The sequence below is a fragment of the Mycobacterium sp. SMC-17 genome (assembly GCF_045310915.1).
GTDB lineage: Bacteria > Actinomycetota > Actinomycetes > Mycobacteriales > Mycobacteriaceae > Mycobacterium.
In genome coordinates this window covers 44,323-60,048 of the sequence record NZ_JBJIAK010000010.1, presented here as the reverse complement: position 1 = coordinate 60,048, position 15,726 = coordinate 44,323, and the positions used below count along the sequence as shown (strand labels likewise).

At 68.6% G+C, this 15,726-nt stretch carries 14 protein-coding genes; 10 read left to right on the top strand and 4 right to left on the bottom strand.

Annotated elements, in window-relative coordinates:
• The first annotated feature begins 12 nt into the window (after positions 1-12).
• The 5 genes from ACJH7A_RS09270 to ACJH7A_RS09250 all read left to right on the top strand — a co-directional run bounded on the left by ACJH7A_RS09270 (position 13) and on the right by ACJH7A_RS09250 (position 3,559).
• Entirely contained in the window at positions 13-225 is a 213-nt protein-coding gene (locus ACJH7A_RS09270; protein WP_406801826.1) for a hypothetical protein, read from the top strand.
• Positions 226-303: 78 nt separating this feature from the next.
• Entirely contained in the window at positions 304-855 is a 552-nt protein-coding gene (locus ACJH7A_RS09265) for a hypothetical protein (RefSeq protein WP_406801825.1), read from the top strand.
• Positions 856-920: 65 nt separating this feature from the next.
• Positions 921-1,394, top strand: coding sequence for a glucose-6-phosphate dehydrogenase (locus ACJH7A_RS09260; RefSeq protein ID WP_318986572.1), 474 nt, complete (start codon positions 921-923; stop codon positions 1,392-1,394).
• A gap of 3 nt (positions 1,395-1,397) precedes the next feature.
• Positions 1,398-1,913: a methyltransferase family protein gene (locus tag ACJH7A_RS09255; protein ID WP_406801824.1), complete on the top strand. Its 516-nt coding sequence runs from the start codon at positions 1,398-1,400 to the stop codon at positions 1,911-1,913.
• A gap of 407 nt (positions 1,914-2,320) precedes the next feature.
• Positions 2,321-3,559 (top strand): DUF222 domain-containing protein, encoded by a 1,239-nt coding sequence (locus tag ACJH7A_RS09250; protein WP_406801823.1) that lies wholly within the window; start codon positions 2,321-2,323, stop codon positions 3,557-3,559.
• 152 nt (positions 3,560-3,711) lie between these two features.
• Here ACJH7A_RS09250 and ACJH7A_RS09245 read toward each other — a convergent pair whose 3' ends face one another.
• Together ACJH7A_RS09245 and ACJH7A_RS09240 are read right to left on the bottom strand one after the other, a co-directional pair.
• Positions 3,712-5,682, bottom strand: a complete 1,971-nt coding sequence (locus ACJH7A_RS09245; protein WP_406801841.1) for an ABC transporter ATP-binding protein — start codon at positions 5,680-5,682, stop codon at positions 3,712-3,714.
• 20 nt (positions 5,683-5,702) lie between these two features.
• Positions 5,703-7,436, bottom strand: a complete 1,734-nt coding sequence (locus ACJH7A_RS09240; protein ID WP_406801822.1) for an ABC transporter ATP-binding protein — start codon at positions 7,434-7,436, stop codon at positions 5,703-5,705.
• A gap of 147 nt (positions 7,437-7,583) precedes the next feature.
• Here ACJH7A_RS09240 and ACJH7A_RS09235 point away from each other — a divergent pair, with 147 nt between their 5' ends.
• Both ACJH7A_RS09235 and ACJH7A_RS09230 read left to right on the top strand, forming a co-directional pair.
• Positions 7,584-8,096 carry a DUF3558 domain-containing protein gene (locus ACJH7A_RS09235; protein ID WP_212814925.1) on the top strand — a complete coding sequence of 171 codons (513 nt, stop codon included), beginning with the start codon at positions 7,584-7,586 and terminating at the stop codon, positions 8,094-8,096.
• The gene (locus ACJH7A_RS09230) at positions 8,093-8,632 is read left to right on the top strand and encodes a DUF3558 domain-containing protein (protein ID WP_212812568.1); all 540 of its coding nucleotides are present in this window, start codon (positions 8,093-8,095) and stop codon (positions 8,630-8,632) included. The genes ACJH7A_RS09235 and ACJH7A_RS09230 overlap by 4 nt, the downstream gene beginning before the upstream one ends.
• Here the strand turns inward: ACJH7A_RS09230 and ACJH7A_RS09225 are convergent.
• Entirely contained in the window at positions 8,629-9,132 is a 504-nt protein-coding gene (locus ACJH7A_RS09225) for a SixA phosphatase family protein (RefSeq protein WP_406775640.1), read from the bottom strand. The two genes, ACJH7A_RS09230 and ACJH7A_RS09225, sit on opposite strands and share 4 nt — an antisense overlap.
• 52 nt (positions 9,133-9,184) lie before the next feature.
• On the opposite strand from ACJH7A_RS09225, the gene ACJH7A_RS09220 reads away from it, so the two are divergent.
• Genes ACJH7A_RS09220 through ACJH7A_RS09210 form a run of 3 tightly spaced genes read left to right on the top strand, consistent with a single transcriptional unit; the run spans position 9,185 to position 14,488 of the window.
• The gene (locus ACJH7A_RS09220) at positions 9,185-10,324 is read left to right on the top strand and encodes an exonuclease SbcCD subunit D (RefSeq protein ID WP_406801821.1); all 1,140 of its coding nucleotides are present in this window, start codon (positions 9,185-9,187) and stop codon (positions 10,322-10,324) included.
• Positions 10,321-12,945 carry an AAA family ATPase gene (locus ACJH7A_RS09215; protein WP_406775638.1) on the top strand — a complete coding sequence of 875 codons (2,625 nt, stop codon included), beginning with the start codon at positions 10,321-10,323 and terminating at the stop codon, positions 12,943-12,945. The genes ACJH7A_RS09220 and ACJH7A_RS09215 overlap by 4 nt, the downstream gene beginning before the upstream one ends.
• Positions 12,946-12,982: 37 nt before the next feature.
• On the top strand, positions 12,983-14,488 hold the full coding sequence (locus tag ACJH7A_RS09210) for a GMC family oxidoreductase (protein ID WP_406775637.1): 1,506 nt from the start codon (positions 12,983-12,985) through the stop codon (positions 14,486-14,488).
• A gap of 2 nt (positions 14,489-14,490) precedes the next feature.
• Here ACJH7A_RS09210 and ACJH7A_RS09205 read toward each other — a convergent pair whose 3' ends face one another.
• Complete coding sequence (locus tag ACJH7A_RS09205; protein ID WP_406775636.1) at positions 14,491-15,693, bottom strand: acyl-CoA dehydrogenase family protein; 1,203 nt, start codon at positions 15,691-15,693, stop codon at positions 14,491-14,493.
• Positions 15,694-15,726 lie beyond the last annotated feature (33 nt).

Below are 15,726 nucleotides of genomic sequence, written 5' to 3'. Positions count from 1 at the left end.
CATCCTGGTTCCATGGCGCGCAAAGAAATTGACCCGGTCCGGGCGAAGAGTGCCCTCGCGGTAGCGAAGGAACACCCGGGCATGCTGCTGTTCCTGGCGTCGCCGGTGATTGCCGCCATCGTCCTGGTCGGTGTCTTCGTCAGCCCCGGCTGGGCGGTGTTCCTGGCATTGGTGGCGCTCGGGGCGGCCGTCTTCGGCGGTTCCGCGCTTCTGCGTAAGCGCTGATAGCCCGTTTTTGTGGCGTACGTTCGCTTGGGGTGAAAGGCCGTTTCGTTACAGCTGTAACGGTGTAATCATGTAAGCATGAGGCAACGTCATTCTGGCCAGGACCGCCGCGGCGGCTGGCAACAAGCGCAGCAGCCCGACGCGGGCGACGCCGCCGACTGGTTCGCCGGCCGGCTCCCGGAAGAGTGGTTCGCCGGCGACCCGGAGGTCACGGTGGACCGCGAGGAGATCGTGGTGATCGGGCGACTGCCCGAGTCGGAGAATCCGGAAACGGCCGCCCGGGCCTCCGGGCGCGTGGCGCGGTTCCGGGAAGAGACCCGGTCCGAGCGCATGCGGATCGCCGACGAGGCCGAGGCCCGCTACGGCCGCAAAGTGGCCTGGGGTGTGTCGGTGGGGGAGTCGGAGCGAATCCTGTTCACCCACTTGGCTGTTCCGGTGATGACCCGGCTGAAGCAGCCCGAGCGTCAGGTGCTCGACACCCTGGTCGACGCCGGCGTGGCCCGGTCGCGGTCCGATGCGCTGGCGTGGTCGGTCCGGTTGGTCGGCGAACATGCCGAGGAGTGGCTCGCGAAACTGCGTGACGCCATGACGGCGGTCGACGATCTTCGCGCCGAGGGTCCGCAACTCTGATCAACCATTGACGTTCGCCGCCGCTCGGGTGCAGGCTCAAGGTACTGGCCCGATGGGAGCGCGTCATGAGCGATCGGTTGTTCAATTACATCGGCGAGATGCTGTGCGGCAGCCTGAATGCCGACCTCGCGTCGGCCCGGGTGCTCGCGCCGGGTGACTTCACGAAATTCCTGACGGACGACGTGCGACTGCATGCCATCCAGGGACGGTTGGCGGCCGAGGAATGGGGCACCGCCGAGCGGCATGGGCCGGTGCGGGTCCTGGCCACGCACATCATCATCACCGAGCACGGGCTGCTGTACGCGGCCGAGGTCGGCGGTCCGAATCCCGGTTACTACCTGGCGGCGCCGCGGACCTTGCTGGAACCCGTTGCCGACCACATCGCGGACAGTCCGCCGCCGTCGGGCACGGCCGCAGCCGTGGACTGCCGGATGGACCACGACCTCGCGTCCATCTGGCAGTTCGAGAGTGCGCTGCGGCATCGCCTCGAATCCGATCCGGTCATCCGGGTCCAACTGACGGCAGCGTTCGCGGCCTGAGTCATGGGCTCGACGGCGTCCCTGCGCCGCCAAAGCCTGGTGCGCAGTGCGGGTTTCACCGTCGTCGTGCCCGGCACCATGGCCGGCTTGATCCCATATTCGCTGACCGGTTGGCGGCGGATCGGTGACCTGTTCGGCGTGCCCGGCACATGGATCGGCGGCGTGGTGCTGATCGCTCTGGGCCTCCCGGTGCTGCTCGCGGCAATCTACAAATTCGCCAGTGATGGGCTCGGCACACCGTTGCCGGCCGCGCCTACGCAGAACTTGGTCGTGACGGGCCCGCACCGGTACGTCCGCAACCCGATGTACCTCGCGGTCGCTGCCGTCATCGTTGGTCAGGCGCTGGTCCTCGGCCAGCCGGTACTGCTTTGGTATGCAGTCTTTTTCGTGCTTGGGACGGCCGCGTTCGTCTACTTCTATGAGCAACCCGCGCTGCTGAGGCAGTTCGGCGACGAGTACCGGCGCTACTGCAAGTCGGTACCTGCCTGGCTGCCGAGGGTCACGCCGTATCGGCCGTAGGTCTGTGGGTGGCGCCGCAGTCGCTAGGCGAGTGAAACTCCCTGCTGTGCCTGCGAGTCCGTCCGGCGCCCCGCCCAGCCGGCGCATCCGTCCGGCGCCGCACCCCGCCCGCGCGTCCAACCCCGCCGGCACCGGCGGCGCCCCGCCCCGCCGGCACCGGCGGCGCCCCGCCGATGACGCGCCCAGCCTGCACATCCGTCCAGCGCCCCGCCCCGCCCGCCTGTCCAACCCCTGCCCCGCCAGTGCATCCGGCGCCCCGGCCCGCCGGCCCGCCCGGCCCACGGTACCTCGCAGCCCAAGTTCGGCGGTCGCAACTGCCCTTCCGGGATCGCTCGAACTGTCACCGGTGTCCTGATGTAGGCCGAAAAACTCCTTGCAGTTCGAACATGCGTTCGATACAATTGGGCATGGGAATCACACCGGATCTCAACGCTCTTCTCGATCACCTTCGCGGTGTGCAGATCTCCGACGACATGTCCAGGGACGACGCGGTGGCGGCGATGACGTGCGTGATGAAACTGCGCAATGTGGCCGACCATGTGGCGGCGAGGCTGACCGGGGTGCTGGACCGCCGCGGGGTGGCGGCCGCGCAGGGCCGGACGCCGAGGGAGTTGCTGATGGCGTTGGGATGTGCGCCATCGGTGGCCGAGCGCTTTATCCGGGTATCGGGAGCCTTGCCGGCATTGCCCACGCTCGCGGCCCATGCCGCCGACGGGGCGATCTCCGGTGAGCATGTCGATGCGATCGTCAAAGGCATCAACCACATCCAAGCCCGCGCACCCGGCCCGGTGGACAAGGAGACCCGGTACCAGCAGGTGACCGATCTGTTGGGGCAGTTCTTCTCCGGCGCCACCCCCGCCGACATCGACAAACGCGCGCGGCGTTTGGGGAACCGAGTCGCGGCCGCTGAAGGTGGCCTGCCGGCCGCCGAGGACCGGTCGATCAACACCGTCGAGCACCGCGTCACCTCCGATGGTCGGGTGCAGGTGCGCGCGGACTTGGACGTGGAGGTGGGCGCCAAGCTGGTCGCAGCGATCGAGGAACACTCGGCACCGCGGCCCGAACCCGACGGCACCCCTGACACCCGCACGGCGGGCAGGCGGCGGGCCGATGCCCTGGAAGCGGTGCTGGACATCGCCGCCCGCGGCGGCGACGTCGCCTCGGCCCCGCGCACGCAGCTGCTGGTGACCGTCCCAGCCGATGCCCCAGACCTGGCCACGCTGGAATTCATCGGATCGATCAGCACCATGACCCTGGAACGACTCACCTGCGACACCACCGTCACCACGATCATCGTCGACGGCGAACACGTACCCCTCGATATGGGTCGGGAGAAACGTTTGTTCCCGGCGCACCTGCGCAAAGCGCTCTATCACCGCGATGAATGCTGCATCAAATGCGGCGCCCCACCCGGACGCACCCACGCCCACCACATCATCCACTGGACCCACCACGGTGAGACATCACTAGCCAACGGGTGTCTGCTGTGCCCGGCCTGCCACGCCAACGTCCACCACGACGGCTGGGATGTGGTCATGGGCCTGGACAAACACCCCTGGCTCATCCCACCCGCGACCGTCGACCCGCAACGAAAACCCATCCCCGCGTACAACCGCCGCACCATGCGCCTCGACACAGCCGCATAACACCTAAAGCATTGCGCACCTTGACAACTCAACAGTGACAACACATCGCGAGCCTGCCGCTTCAGCGGCGGAGCGGCAGGCCCGCGCACCGGCTGAACACAGGGAACCTTCGGTGGGAGGGATGCCCGGTGGGTGGGCCTGGCCCGCGACCGTCAGGCCTGCGTCATCTTCCAGTAGGCCCCGCGTCGCTGGAGCAGCTCGTCGTGGGACCCACGCTCGACGATCCGACCGGCCTGCACCACGAGGATCAGATCAGCATCTCGGATGGTGGAAAGCCGGTGCGCGATAATGAAACTGGTCCGATTTCGGCGCAGCTCCGCGGTGGCTTGGGCGATCAGCAGTTCGGTGCGGCTGTCGACGGAACTGGTGGCCTCGTCGAGGATCAACAGCTGGGGTTGCCGGACCAGCGCGCGGGCAATGGTGATCAGCTGCTTCTCGCCGGCGCTGATGTTCACGCCGTTCTCGTTGAGCCGCGTCTGGTACCCGTTCGGCAGCGTGTGCACGAAGTGGTCGACGCGCGCGGTACGAGCAGCCTCGATCACCTCGGCCTCGGTGGCGTCCGGACGTCCGTAGGCGATGTTGTCGTAGATGGTGCCGGCAATCAGCCACGTGTCCTGCAGCACCATGCCGATGCGCGACCGCAGCTCGGCGCGGCTCATCGTCGCGATGTCGCGGCCGCCCAGGAGGATTCGGCCGGAATCCGGCTCGTAGAACCGCATCAGCAGATTTACCAGCGTGGTCTTTCCGGCTCCGGTCGGCCCGACGATGGCCACGGTGGTGCCCGGTTCGGCGACGAACGACAGGTCCTCGATGACAGGGGTCCCGGGTACGTAGGAGAAGTTGACCCGCTCGAACTCGACGAGGTCCGGCGGAGCCGCGGAACTGCCGGCCGCGGCTCCGCCAGGGCCGGGTGCAACCGAACCGCGGTCGGCCGCAGCCGAGCCCCGGTCCGCCGCAACCGAGCCCCGGTCCGGCACGGCCGAAACACGGCCAAGTGCCGGTCCAGCTCCGGCCTCTTCGTCGGCGTCCAGGAACTCGAAAACCCGCTCGGCGCTGGCCATCCCGGACTGCATGGTGTTGTACATCGACGCGATCTGGGTCAAGGGCTGATTGAACTGCCGCACGTACTGGATGAATGCCTGGATGCTGCCCAGGCTGATCTGCCCGGTCGCCACCTGGATACCGCCGACCACCGCGACGCCGACATAGCTGACGTTGCCGATGAACGTCGTGATCGGGGAGACCAGCCCGGACAGTGACTGCGCCCCGAAACTCGCCTGGTACACATCGTCATTTAGCTCGCGGAACTTCTCCTCGGCGAGTGCCCGGTGGCCATACGTCTTGACGACGGTGAAGCCGCTGTAGGTCTCTTCGATGTGGGCGTTGAGCCGGCCGGTGTTGCGCCACTGCGCCATGAACTGTTGTCGCGATCGCTTGGTGATGATGCGCGTCGCCAGCAAGGTGAACGGCACCGTCAGCACGGTGATCAACGCCAGCAGCGGCGAAATCCAGATCATCGCCGCCAGCACCGCCACCACGGTCAGCGCCGAGGTCAGCAGTTGGCTGACGGTGATCGTCAACGACGTCTGGACGTTGTCGATGTCGTTGGTGACGCGGCTGAGAATCTCCCCACGGGGCCGGGAATCGAAGTAGGACAACGGCAGCCGGTGAATCTTGTCCTCGACGTGGGAGCGCAGCGTGAACATGGTGCGCTGCACGATGGTGTTGAGCAGTCGTGCCTCGGCCCACACCATCACCGCAGAAACCAGATACAGGAGCAGCGCGAGCGTCAGCACGTGGCCGATCGCAGTGAAGTCCACGCCCTGTCCCGGAACGACGTCGGACCCGGCGAGCAGGTCGGCAAAGGTGTTGTCGCCCCGGGCCCGCGCCGCTGCCACCGCCTGCTCACGGCTGATGCCCGCCGGCAGCCCGCGGCCCAGAACCCCATTGAACAACAGGTCGGTGGCATGGCCCAGGATGCGCGGTCCGATCACGCCGACGGCGATCCCGGCGATGCCCAACAGCATCACCACGATCACCCGACCGCGTTGCGGTGCCAGCTGTTTCACCAACCGCAGCGCCGTACCGCGGAAGTTCTCGGACCGCTGACCCGAAGCCAGCATGGCGGCCGACGGCGGCCGGGTCACGCCAGGCCTCCGGCCACAACCGCTTGCGAGTCGGCGAATTCGCGGTACACCGGGCACGACTCGATCAGCTCGGAATGCGTGCCGACGCCCACTACGTGGCCGTTGTCGAGTACGACGATCTGATCGGCGGCGGCGACCGTCGAAAGGCGCTGGGCGACAATGATCACCGTGGCCTCGGCAGCCACCACGGACAACGCGTCCCGCACCCGGGCGTCGGTGTGGACGTCCAGAGCGGAGAAGGCGTCGTCGAACAGGTACACCGCGGGCCGCCGGACGACTGCCCGGGCAATGGCGAGGCGCTGGCGCTGCCCACCGGAGAAGTTCGTGCCGCCCTGTGCGACGGGCATGCCCAGCCCCTCGGGGTGGTCCGCCACGAAATCGGCCGACGCGACACCGAGCGCCGCCCACATCTCGTCTTCGGTCGCATCGGCCTTGCCGAACCGCAGGTTGTCGGCGACCGTGCCGGAGAACGCGTGCCCGCGCTGCGGCACCACCCCGATCATCGACCACAGCTGTTCGGGGTCGTAGTCCCGGACGTCGACGCCGTCGACCATCACGGAGCCGGACGTGACGTCGTACATCCGGCACAGCAGCGCCATCAGCGTCGACTTTCCGGAGCCGGTCGATCCCACGATGGCCGTCACCGTCCCGGGCGAAGCGGTCAGTGAAACGCCGTGCAGCACAGGGTCGTCGGCGCCGGGGTACCCGAAGGTGGCTGCTTCCACCCGTACCTCCCCGCGCCGGACCTCCGGCACCACGGGCACAGCGGGCGACACGATCGTCGGCTCGGTGACGAGCACGTCGGTGATCCGCTCGGCGCACACCGACGCCCGCGGCAGGATCACGAGCACGATGGTCACCATCAGCACGGCCATGAGGATCTGCATGAAGTACGAGAGGAATGCGATCAGCGAGCCGACCTGCATCTGGCCGTGGTCGATGCGGATGCCTCCGAACCAGATCACCGCAACGCTGGACAGATTCACCACGAGAGTGGTGGCGGGCAGCATCAGTGCCTGCCACCGCCCGACGGTCAGCGTGGTGTCGGTCAGGTCGTAATTGGCGTCCGCGAACCGGGCGCGTTCGGCGTCGTCGCGCGAGAAGGCCCGAACCACGCGAATGCCGGTGAGCTGTTCGCGCAGCACCCGATTGATGTTGTCGATCAACCGCTGCATGCGGCGGAACAGCGGCAGCAGCCGGGAGATGATCAGGTAGTTGCACCCCGCCATCACCGGCACGCTGACGAGCAGCAGCCACGACAGGCCGGCGTTCTGGTGCACGGCCATCGCGATGCCGCCGATGCACATGATCGGCGCGGTGATCAGCATGGTGCAGGTCATCTGCACCAGTACCTGGATCTGCTGGACGTCATTGGTGGTGCGCGTCATCAGCGTCGGCGCCCCGAACCGCACGGCTTCGGCATTGGACCAGCCGAGCACCTGGCGGAACACGGCCCAGCGCAGGTCGCGGCCGAAGCCCATGCCGGCGCGGGAACCGAAGTAGACCGCGCCGATGGCGCACAGGACCTGCATCGCACTGACGGCGAGCATGACGGCGCCGAGCCGCCCGATCACACCGGTGTCGCCGCGCGCCACGCCGTGGTCGATGATGCGGGCGTTGAGCGTCGGCAGATACAGCGAGGCCAGCGTGCTGATCAGTTGCAGCGTCGCCACCACCGTCAGCTGCCGCCGATACGGCCTCGTGTACTGCCGCAGCAGTGCCCAGAGCATGCGGTTACTGTGGCACACCCGGGAATGCTTATAGAAAGACCAGGTCAGTCGGCATGTCGGTGGTTGACCTCAGAACCTGCCGCTACAGTGCATGGCGTGACCCGCAGACAGGTGAAGACTGCCGCCGCGACCGTGCTTGCCGCGGCGATGATTCCGGCGATGTCCGCCTGCTCGGACGACGGCAACGGCGGCACCGCTCAGGCGGGCGGCCAGTCGGGCCCCGCTGCCTCGGGCCCGGCCAAGCACGGCCCGATGTTCCCGGTGTGCGGCGGCGTCAGCGATCAGACCGTCAGCCAGCTGACCCAGGTCACCGGCCTTGTGAACACCGCGAAGAACTCCGTGGGGTGCCAGTGGCTGGTCAACGGTGGCATCCTCGGCCCGCACTTCTCCTTCACCTGGTACCGCGGCAGCCCGATCGGCCGCGAACGCAAGACCGAGGAACGGACACGGGCCGACGTCAGCGACATCAACATCAACGGCCACTCCGGTTTCGTCGCGCTCGGTGAGGACCCGATGATCGGCAAGAGCCTGTGTGAGGTCGGCATCCAGTTCGACGACGACTTCATCGAATGGTCCATCAGCTTCTCCCAGAAGCCGTTCCCCGAACCGTGCGACATCGCCAAGGAACTGGCCCGGCAATCGATTGCGAACGCGAAATGACACGACGGAAACTGGCTGGAGCGGTCGCCGTGATGTCGGCGCTGGCGCTGGTGGGTTGCGCCCGCTCGGTCGAGGGCACCGCGATGAAAGAAGGCGCCGGCGGCGGCAGCGAGCACTCGGCGGATTCGTACCCGAACCTGCTCAAAGAGTGCGACGTGCTGACCAATGACGTGCTGGCCAAGACGGTCGGTGCGGATCCGCTGGACATCCAGAGCACCTTCGTGGGTGCGGTGTGCCGGTGGCAGGCGCTGAACCAGTCGGCGGGCCTCATCGACATCACCCGGTTCTGGTACGAGCAGGGCAGCCTCGATGAGGAGACCAAGGTCGCCCAGCATCTGAACTACAAGTACGAGTCCAAAGCGATCGCCGGCGTGAAGTCGATCATCATGCATCCGAACGATCCCAACGGCTCGTGCGGCGTGGCCAGTGACGCTGCCGGCGTCGTGGGCTGGTGGGTGAATCCGCAGGGGCCGGGCGCCGACACCTGCGGTATGGCCACCAAGCTGATGGAGCTGACGCTCGCCACCAACTCCTAACGGGGGATGTGGAACTGGTCCAACGTGGCGCTGCGCAGCTCCAGCTGCGACCAGTGCCGGTCGGTATGCAGAACCGCGATCGCTGACGTCGGGTACTTCATCGCGATCTGGCCGGCGGCGTCAGGGTCGCTCGTGTCGAGCGACGCCAAACTCAGCGCGAGCGACGACATGACCGGTTCGTGGCCGATCACCAGCACCGTGTTCGCCGCCTCCGGCGCGCCGTTGATGACTTCGATGGCGATGCCGGCCGTCGCGTCGTAGAGGCGTTCGACATAGGTCACGGGTGCGGTGATGCCGGTGCGTTCGAGCGTCTGCCGGGTTCGGGTGGCGGTCGAGCAGAGGACGGCGTCGACGGCCGGGAGATGTTCCCGAATCCAGTCGCCCGCCAGTGCCGCTTCGCGGACACCGCGCTTGGCGAGCGGCCGGTCGTGGTCGGCGACCCCGTCGGGGTAGTCGGATTTCGCGTGCCGCAGCAGGATCAATGTTCGGGTTCCCGTCACCCGCCCACCGTAGATCCCCGGAGTTGTCAGTGCCGGGTTTTACACTCGCCGCATGCGTTTCGTCCACACCGCCGACTGGCAGCTCGGTATGACCCGGCATTTCCTGGGCGGTGAGGCGCAGCCGCGCTACTCGGCCGCACGTCGTGACGCCGTGGCGCGCCTCGGGGCGCTGTGCACCGAGGTGGGTGCCGAGTTCGTCGTCGTGGCGGGGGATGTCTTCGAGCACAACCAGCTCGATCCGCGTGAGGTTAGCCTGTCGCTGGAGGCCATGCGCGCCATCAAGATTCCGGTGTTCCTGCTGCCGGGCAACCACGATCCGCTGGATCCGGCGTCGGTGTACACCAGCACGCTGTTCCTGGCCGAATGCCCGCCCAACGTCACGGTGCTCGACGGGGTACACGAACTGCGCCCCGGGGTGCAGATCGTCGGCGCGCCGTGGCGCTCCAAGGCGCCCACCACGGACCTGACGGGCGACGCGGTGGCCGACCTGCCGGCTGACGGCGTCACCCGAATCGTGGTGGGGCACGGCGGGGTCGACGTCCTCGATCCCGATCCCACGAAACCGGCACTGATCCGGCTGGACACCGTCGAGGCCGCGGTACGGCGGGGCGCGGTCCACTATGTGGCGTTGGGGGACAAGCACTCTCGCACCGAGGTCGGCAGCACCGGCCGGGTGTGGTACTCCGGTGCACCCGAAGTCACCAATTACGATGACATCGAAGCGGATTCGGGCCACGTCCTGGTGGTCGACGTCGACGACACGGATCAGTCGGTCACGGTCGAGTCCCGCCGGGTGGGTCAGTGGCGGTTCGTCACGCTGCGCCGGATCGTCGACACGGATCGCGATATCGCCGATCTGGACCTGAACCTCGACGGCCTGCCGGACAAGGAACGCACCGTCGTCCGGTTGGCGCTGACGGGCTCACTGACCATCTCCGACAAGGCCACCCTCGACGCCTGCCTCGACCGCTACGCGCGCCTGTTCGCCGCGCTGACGACGTGGGAACGACACACCGACCTCGTCGTGGTCCCGGCGGACGGCGAATTCTCGGACCTGGGCATCGGTGGGTTCGCCGCGGCGGCGGTCGACGAATTGGTCGGCACCGCAAGCACTTCGGGCGACGACGCCGACGACGCACGCGCGGCGCTCGCGCTGCTGCTGCGCCTGGTCGATCGGGGGAGTGCCGCATGAAGTTGCATCGGCTGGTCCTGACCAATTACCGCGGCATCACCCACCGCGAGATCGAATTTCCCGAGCGCGGCGTGGTGGTGGTCGCTGGCGCCAACGAGATCGGCAAGTCCTCCATGATCGAGGCGCTCGATCTGCTGCTGGAGTCCAAGGACCGCTCGACCAAGAAAGAGGTCAAGCAGGTCAAGCCGACTCATGCTGACGTCGGTGCCGAGGTGACGGCCGAAATCTCCACCGGCCCTTACCGGTTCGAGTATTACAAGCGGTTCCACAAGAAGGCCGAAACCCGGCTGACCATCCTCGCGCCGCGCCGCGAGCAGCTCACCGGCGACGAGGCGCACGACCGGGTGCGCGCGATGCTGGAGGAGACGGTCGACACCGAATTGTGGCGGGCCCAGCGCATTCTGCAATCTGCCGCCATGGTGCCGGTCGACCTCGCCGGATGCGACGCGCTGGCGCGGGCACTCGATGTCGCGGCCGGTCAGGCCGGTGCACTCGAGGGTGCGCTGTCGGGCAACGAGCCGCTGCTGGTCGACCGGATCGACGCCGAGTTCTTGAAGTACTTCACGCAGACCGGCCGTCCCACCGGTGTGTGGGCCGAGGCAACAAAAAGCCTGAAGGCTGCGCAGGCGGAGGTCGCGGCGCGTGCCGCCGCGGTGGCCGAGGTCGACGAGGCGGTCCGCCGCCACGGCGAGCTGACGAAGGAATTGGCCACGGCCACTGAGCAACTGGCGGCCGCTGAGGTGCGGCTGGCGGCGGCTCGGGAAGCGGCGACCGCGGTGGCTCGAGTCCGCGACGAGCTTGCCCAGGCACGCGTGCAGGCGCAGGCGGCGGTGGCGACCGCGACGGCAGCACGCAGTGCTCTCGACGAGCGGCAGCGGCTGCAGGCCGACGTCGAACAGCGGACCGCCGGCATCGGTGAACTGACCGCCGCCGCCGAGCACGCCGCGCAACAGCACGTGACCGCGGCGCAGCTGCAGCAGGCCGCCGACACCGCCGTGGCGGTGGCGCGGTCCGTGGTGGAGGCCGGTCGGGTCCGCCTGGATGCGGCGCGGCAGGTGGTGGACCAACTGTCCCAGCGCGCTGAGGCGGTTCGGCTGTCCGGCCTGCTGGAGCGGGTGCAGGTCGCCGCCGACGAACTGGCGGCGGTCGCCGATCAGCTGGGCAAGATCACGCTGACCGCGGCGGGCATGCGGGCCATCGAAACCGCCGCCGCCGCGGTGGACCGTGCGGCCGCGGCTGCTGAACTCGCCTCGGCGCGAATCGAATTGGTGGCTCACGGCGACGTCGAGCTGCGCGTGGGTGACCAGGACGTGACGCTGTCCGCCGGGTCGGAGTGGGTCACGAGCGCGGGCGGCCGGACCGATGTCGAACTCCCCGGGCTGCTGACGGTGCGGGTGCTGCCCGGTACCCCGGCCGCGGACACCAGCGCCGTTCTCGACGCGGCGCGCACTGCGCTGGCGGCTGCGCTCCAGCCACACGGGGTCGCTGACGTCGAGGCCGCGCGGGTCCTGGACGCGCGGCGGCGCGAACTCGAAGCCGAGCGTGATCGGCTGACCGTCACCCGGCAGACGCTGCTGGGCGCCGACACGGTCGAGGCGCTCGCGGCTCGGCTGGCGGGGCTGCGGGAGCAGCTGGGCGATACCGACGCCATCGACGTCGGGGCGGCACGAGCCGAGCTGGAAGCCGCCGACGCCGAACAGCGCCGGGCGACAACCGAGTACGAGCAATGCCGCGACACGGCCACCGCCGCGGCGGCCGCGGTGGCGGCCGCGTTGACCGCGGCGACGGTCGCCCGCGAGAAGGTGACGGCGGCGACGGCCGCGCTCACCGAGGCCACCGAGCGACTGACACGGCAGCGCGAACTGGAGGACGATGCGGCCTTGACCCAGCGCGTCGCGGCGCTGGGGGAGCAGGCTGCCGCGGCCACCGCGCGTGAACAGGAACTCGCCGCGGCGCTGGCTGCCGCCGCGCCCGACACTGTCGATGCGGAACTGGCGGCGGCCACCGCGGATTCGGCCCGGCTCGGTACCCGGCGCCGCGAACTCGATGACCAATTGCGGGATGTGGCAGCGCAATTGAAGGTGTACGGGACACAGGGCCGCCAGAGCCAGCTCGATGCCGCCGAGATCGCGCTGCGGCATGCGGAGTCCGAACACGCCGCAGTGGGTCGTCGGGCCCGGGCCGCTGAACTGCTGCGGACGGTGATGGGCCGGCACCGCGAACAGGCCCGGCAGCGGTACGTGGCACCGTTCCGCACCGAGGTGGAACGGCTGGGGCGCATCGTGTTCGGGGACAGCTTCGCCGTCGAGGTCGACAGTGATCTGCGGATTTGCAGTCGCACCGTCGCGGGCACCACCGTGCCGTACGAGAGCCTCTCCGGTGGGGCCAAGGAACAGCTGGGGATCGTCGCCCGGCTGGCCGGCGCGGCGCTGGTGGCCAAGGAGGACACCGTCCCGGTGATCATCGATGACGCACTGGGGTTCACCGATGCGGGCCGGTTGACCCGCATGGGTGAGGTGTTCGACGCGGTCGGCGGCGACGGCCAGGTGATCGTGCTGACCTGCAGCCCCGAGCGTTATGCCAGCGTCGGCGACGCGACGCGCATCGAGCTCACCGCTTAGGCCCCTGGTAGGCCGCGTTTCGTGACAGACTGCGGCGGTGATCGCTGACTTCGTCGTCGTGGGGACCGGCTCGGCCGGTGCTGTGCTGGCTGATCGACTGAGCGCCGACGGCACCGCGCAGGTGGTGGTGCTGGAGGCCGGGGCCGTCGACAAGAACCAGTTCATCCGTATCCCGGCGGCTTTCGCGAAGCTGTTCCGCGGCGAGTTCGATTGGGATTACTCGACCGAACCGCAGCCCGAGCTCGCCGGCCGCCGCATCTACTGGCCGCGCGGCAAGACCCTCGGCGGCTCGTCGTCGATGAACGCCATGATGTGGGTGCGCGGCCTGCCCGCGGACTACGACGAGTGGGGTGAGCTCGCCGGCGAAGAGTGGTCGTACGCGGCCGTGAAGAAGTATTTCGACCGGATCGAGGCCGGGCCGCTGGTGCTCAGCCCGCAGCGCAGCCCCCGCGGTGTCACGGCCGCGTGGCTGGAGGCCGCCGAGCAGTCCGGTTACGAGGGGTTCGTCGAGACCCGGGTGTGTCAGCGCCGCGGCGCGCGGTGGAGCACCGCCGACGCCTATCTGCGGCCCGCGCTGCGCAGGTCGAACCTGCATCTGCGCACCGGCGCCACGGCAACCCGCGTGCTGATCGAGGACGGGCGGGCGGTCGGCGTCGAGTACGAGGCGGACGGCCGTCGTCAGATCGTCCGGGCGCGCCGTGAGGTGATCCTGTCCGGAGGCGCGATCAACAGCCCGCAGCTGCTGATGCTGTCCGGCATCGGTCCGCGCGAGCATCTGGCCGAGCACGGCATCGATGTGGTCCACGACGCGCCGGGCGTCGGGTCGAACCTGCTGGACCACCTGGTCGTGCTGCTCGGGTTCGACGCCAAGTGCGAGACCCTGATCAGCGCGGAAAAACCGGTGCAGCTGCTCAACTACCTGACCCGCCGCCGCGGCATGCTGACCTCGAATGTCGGTGAGGCGTATGGCTTCGTCCGCAGTGATCCTGAACTTGCGCAGCCCGACATCGAGCTGATCTTCGCCCCGGCGCCGTTCTTCGACGAGGGCATCGGCGACGCCTACCCGCGCGACGCGGTGGCGATGGGGCCGATCCTGGTGAAGCCCAAGAGCACCGGCACCATCCGGCTGGCCTCGGCCGATCCGTTGGCCAAGCCGATCATCGACCCGCGCTACCTGTCCGACCCTGAGGGCGCGGACCGCAAGGCACTACTGGCGGGCCTGCGGATGCTGGCGGACATGACCCAGGCCCCGGCGCTGAAGGGACTGCTCGGCGACATCGCCCGCCCGGTGGGTGCGCACGATCTCGACGACCGCACGCTGGAGCTGGCATTGGCCACCACGTCGCACACGCTGTATCACCCGACCACCACGTGCCGGATGGGCAGCGACGAGGCCAGCGTGGTCGACCCGCAGCTCCGCGTCCGTGGGGTCGCGGGGCTGCGGGTCGCCGACGCTTCGGTGATGCCGACCATCATCCGGGGCCACACTCACGCCCCGAGCGTGCTGATCGGTGAGAAGGCCGCCGACCTCATCGCCGCCTGAGGTCAGAAGTAGGCGTTGGCGGGAATCGCGGTGCCGTGCAACAGGTTCTGCCCGACCACCCGGGCCTTGTAACCGACGGGGTTGTGCAGCGTGATGGTGCGGATGTTGCGCCAGTGCCGGTCGAGGTTGCGTTGCCGGCTGGCCGCGCTGGCACCGCCGAGCTCCAGGAGCTTGGTGGCGGCACGCGGCGCGATGTCGTCCAGGTGCACCTTCACCTTGGCCGCCTGCAGCTGGGCCTTCGCGACCAGCGCCGCGTCGGGCACACCGTCCGGGCCGGTCGAATCGATGGCCGCCCCGATCGCCGCCGCCGCATCCAGCACTGCGGCCCGGGCGATGTAGGCGGAGCTGGCCAGTTCGCCGAGCTGGCGCTGCAGCAGCGGGTCGTCGGTCGGTGACGCGGCAGAGGCATGGCTGAAGCTGCGCTCGCGGGACCGCAGGAGCGCGATCCCGTCGTCCACGATGTTCTCCAGGATTCCGGCCACCACGGCGTGGATGTACAGCTGCAACAGGGTGTACTGCACCGACGGCACGGGCTCGGCGTCGTACCGCGTGTCCGTGAGCACCTCGTCGGGCAGCACCGTCACGTCCTGGAACCGCGTGGTGCCGGTGCCGGTACGGCGCTGACCGAAACCGTCCCAGTCGTCGATGATCGTCACGCCGGCACGATCGGCCGGGACGATGACGGTCGCCACCGAATCATGATCGGTGGTCGCTGTCACGGTCAGGTAGTCCGAGAACAGGGTTCCGGTGCTGTAGAACTTCTCGCCGGTCAAGATGAATCCGCCGTCGTGGCCCGGCGTCAAGCGGGTGTTGAACACCAGGCTGCCCACCGCGTGGGAGCCCTTCTCACTGAACGCATTGCCGAACACCTTGCCGTTGGCCACCTTGTCCAGCCAGGCCCGGGACCCGGGCTGGTCCAGGGTGCGCAGCCGCTCCTCGACGAACCAGAAATGCGTACGGAAGATGTGCGCCACCACCGGATCGGCGCGGGCGACGTCGATGACGGCGGAAAACAGTTGCGGCACCGTGAGTCCGGCTCCGCCCAGCTCCGTGGGCAGGCGCAGGGTGCCGAATCCGGCCCGCTTGAGCGCGGCCACCTGGTCGAATGGATTCACGTCGTCCAGATCGCGGTCTTTGGCGCCCGCTGCGATGTCGGCCAGCAGGTCGGTCCACGTTGTCGTGTCGGGGAGGTCGAGGATGGTCATGTCCCAGTTCTACGTACCAGCACAGTCACAGGC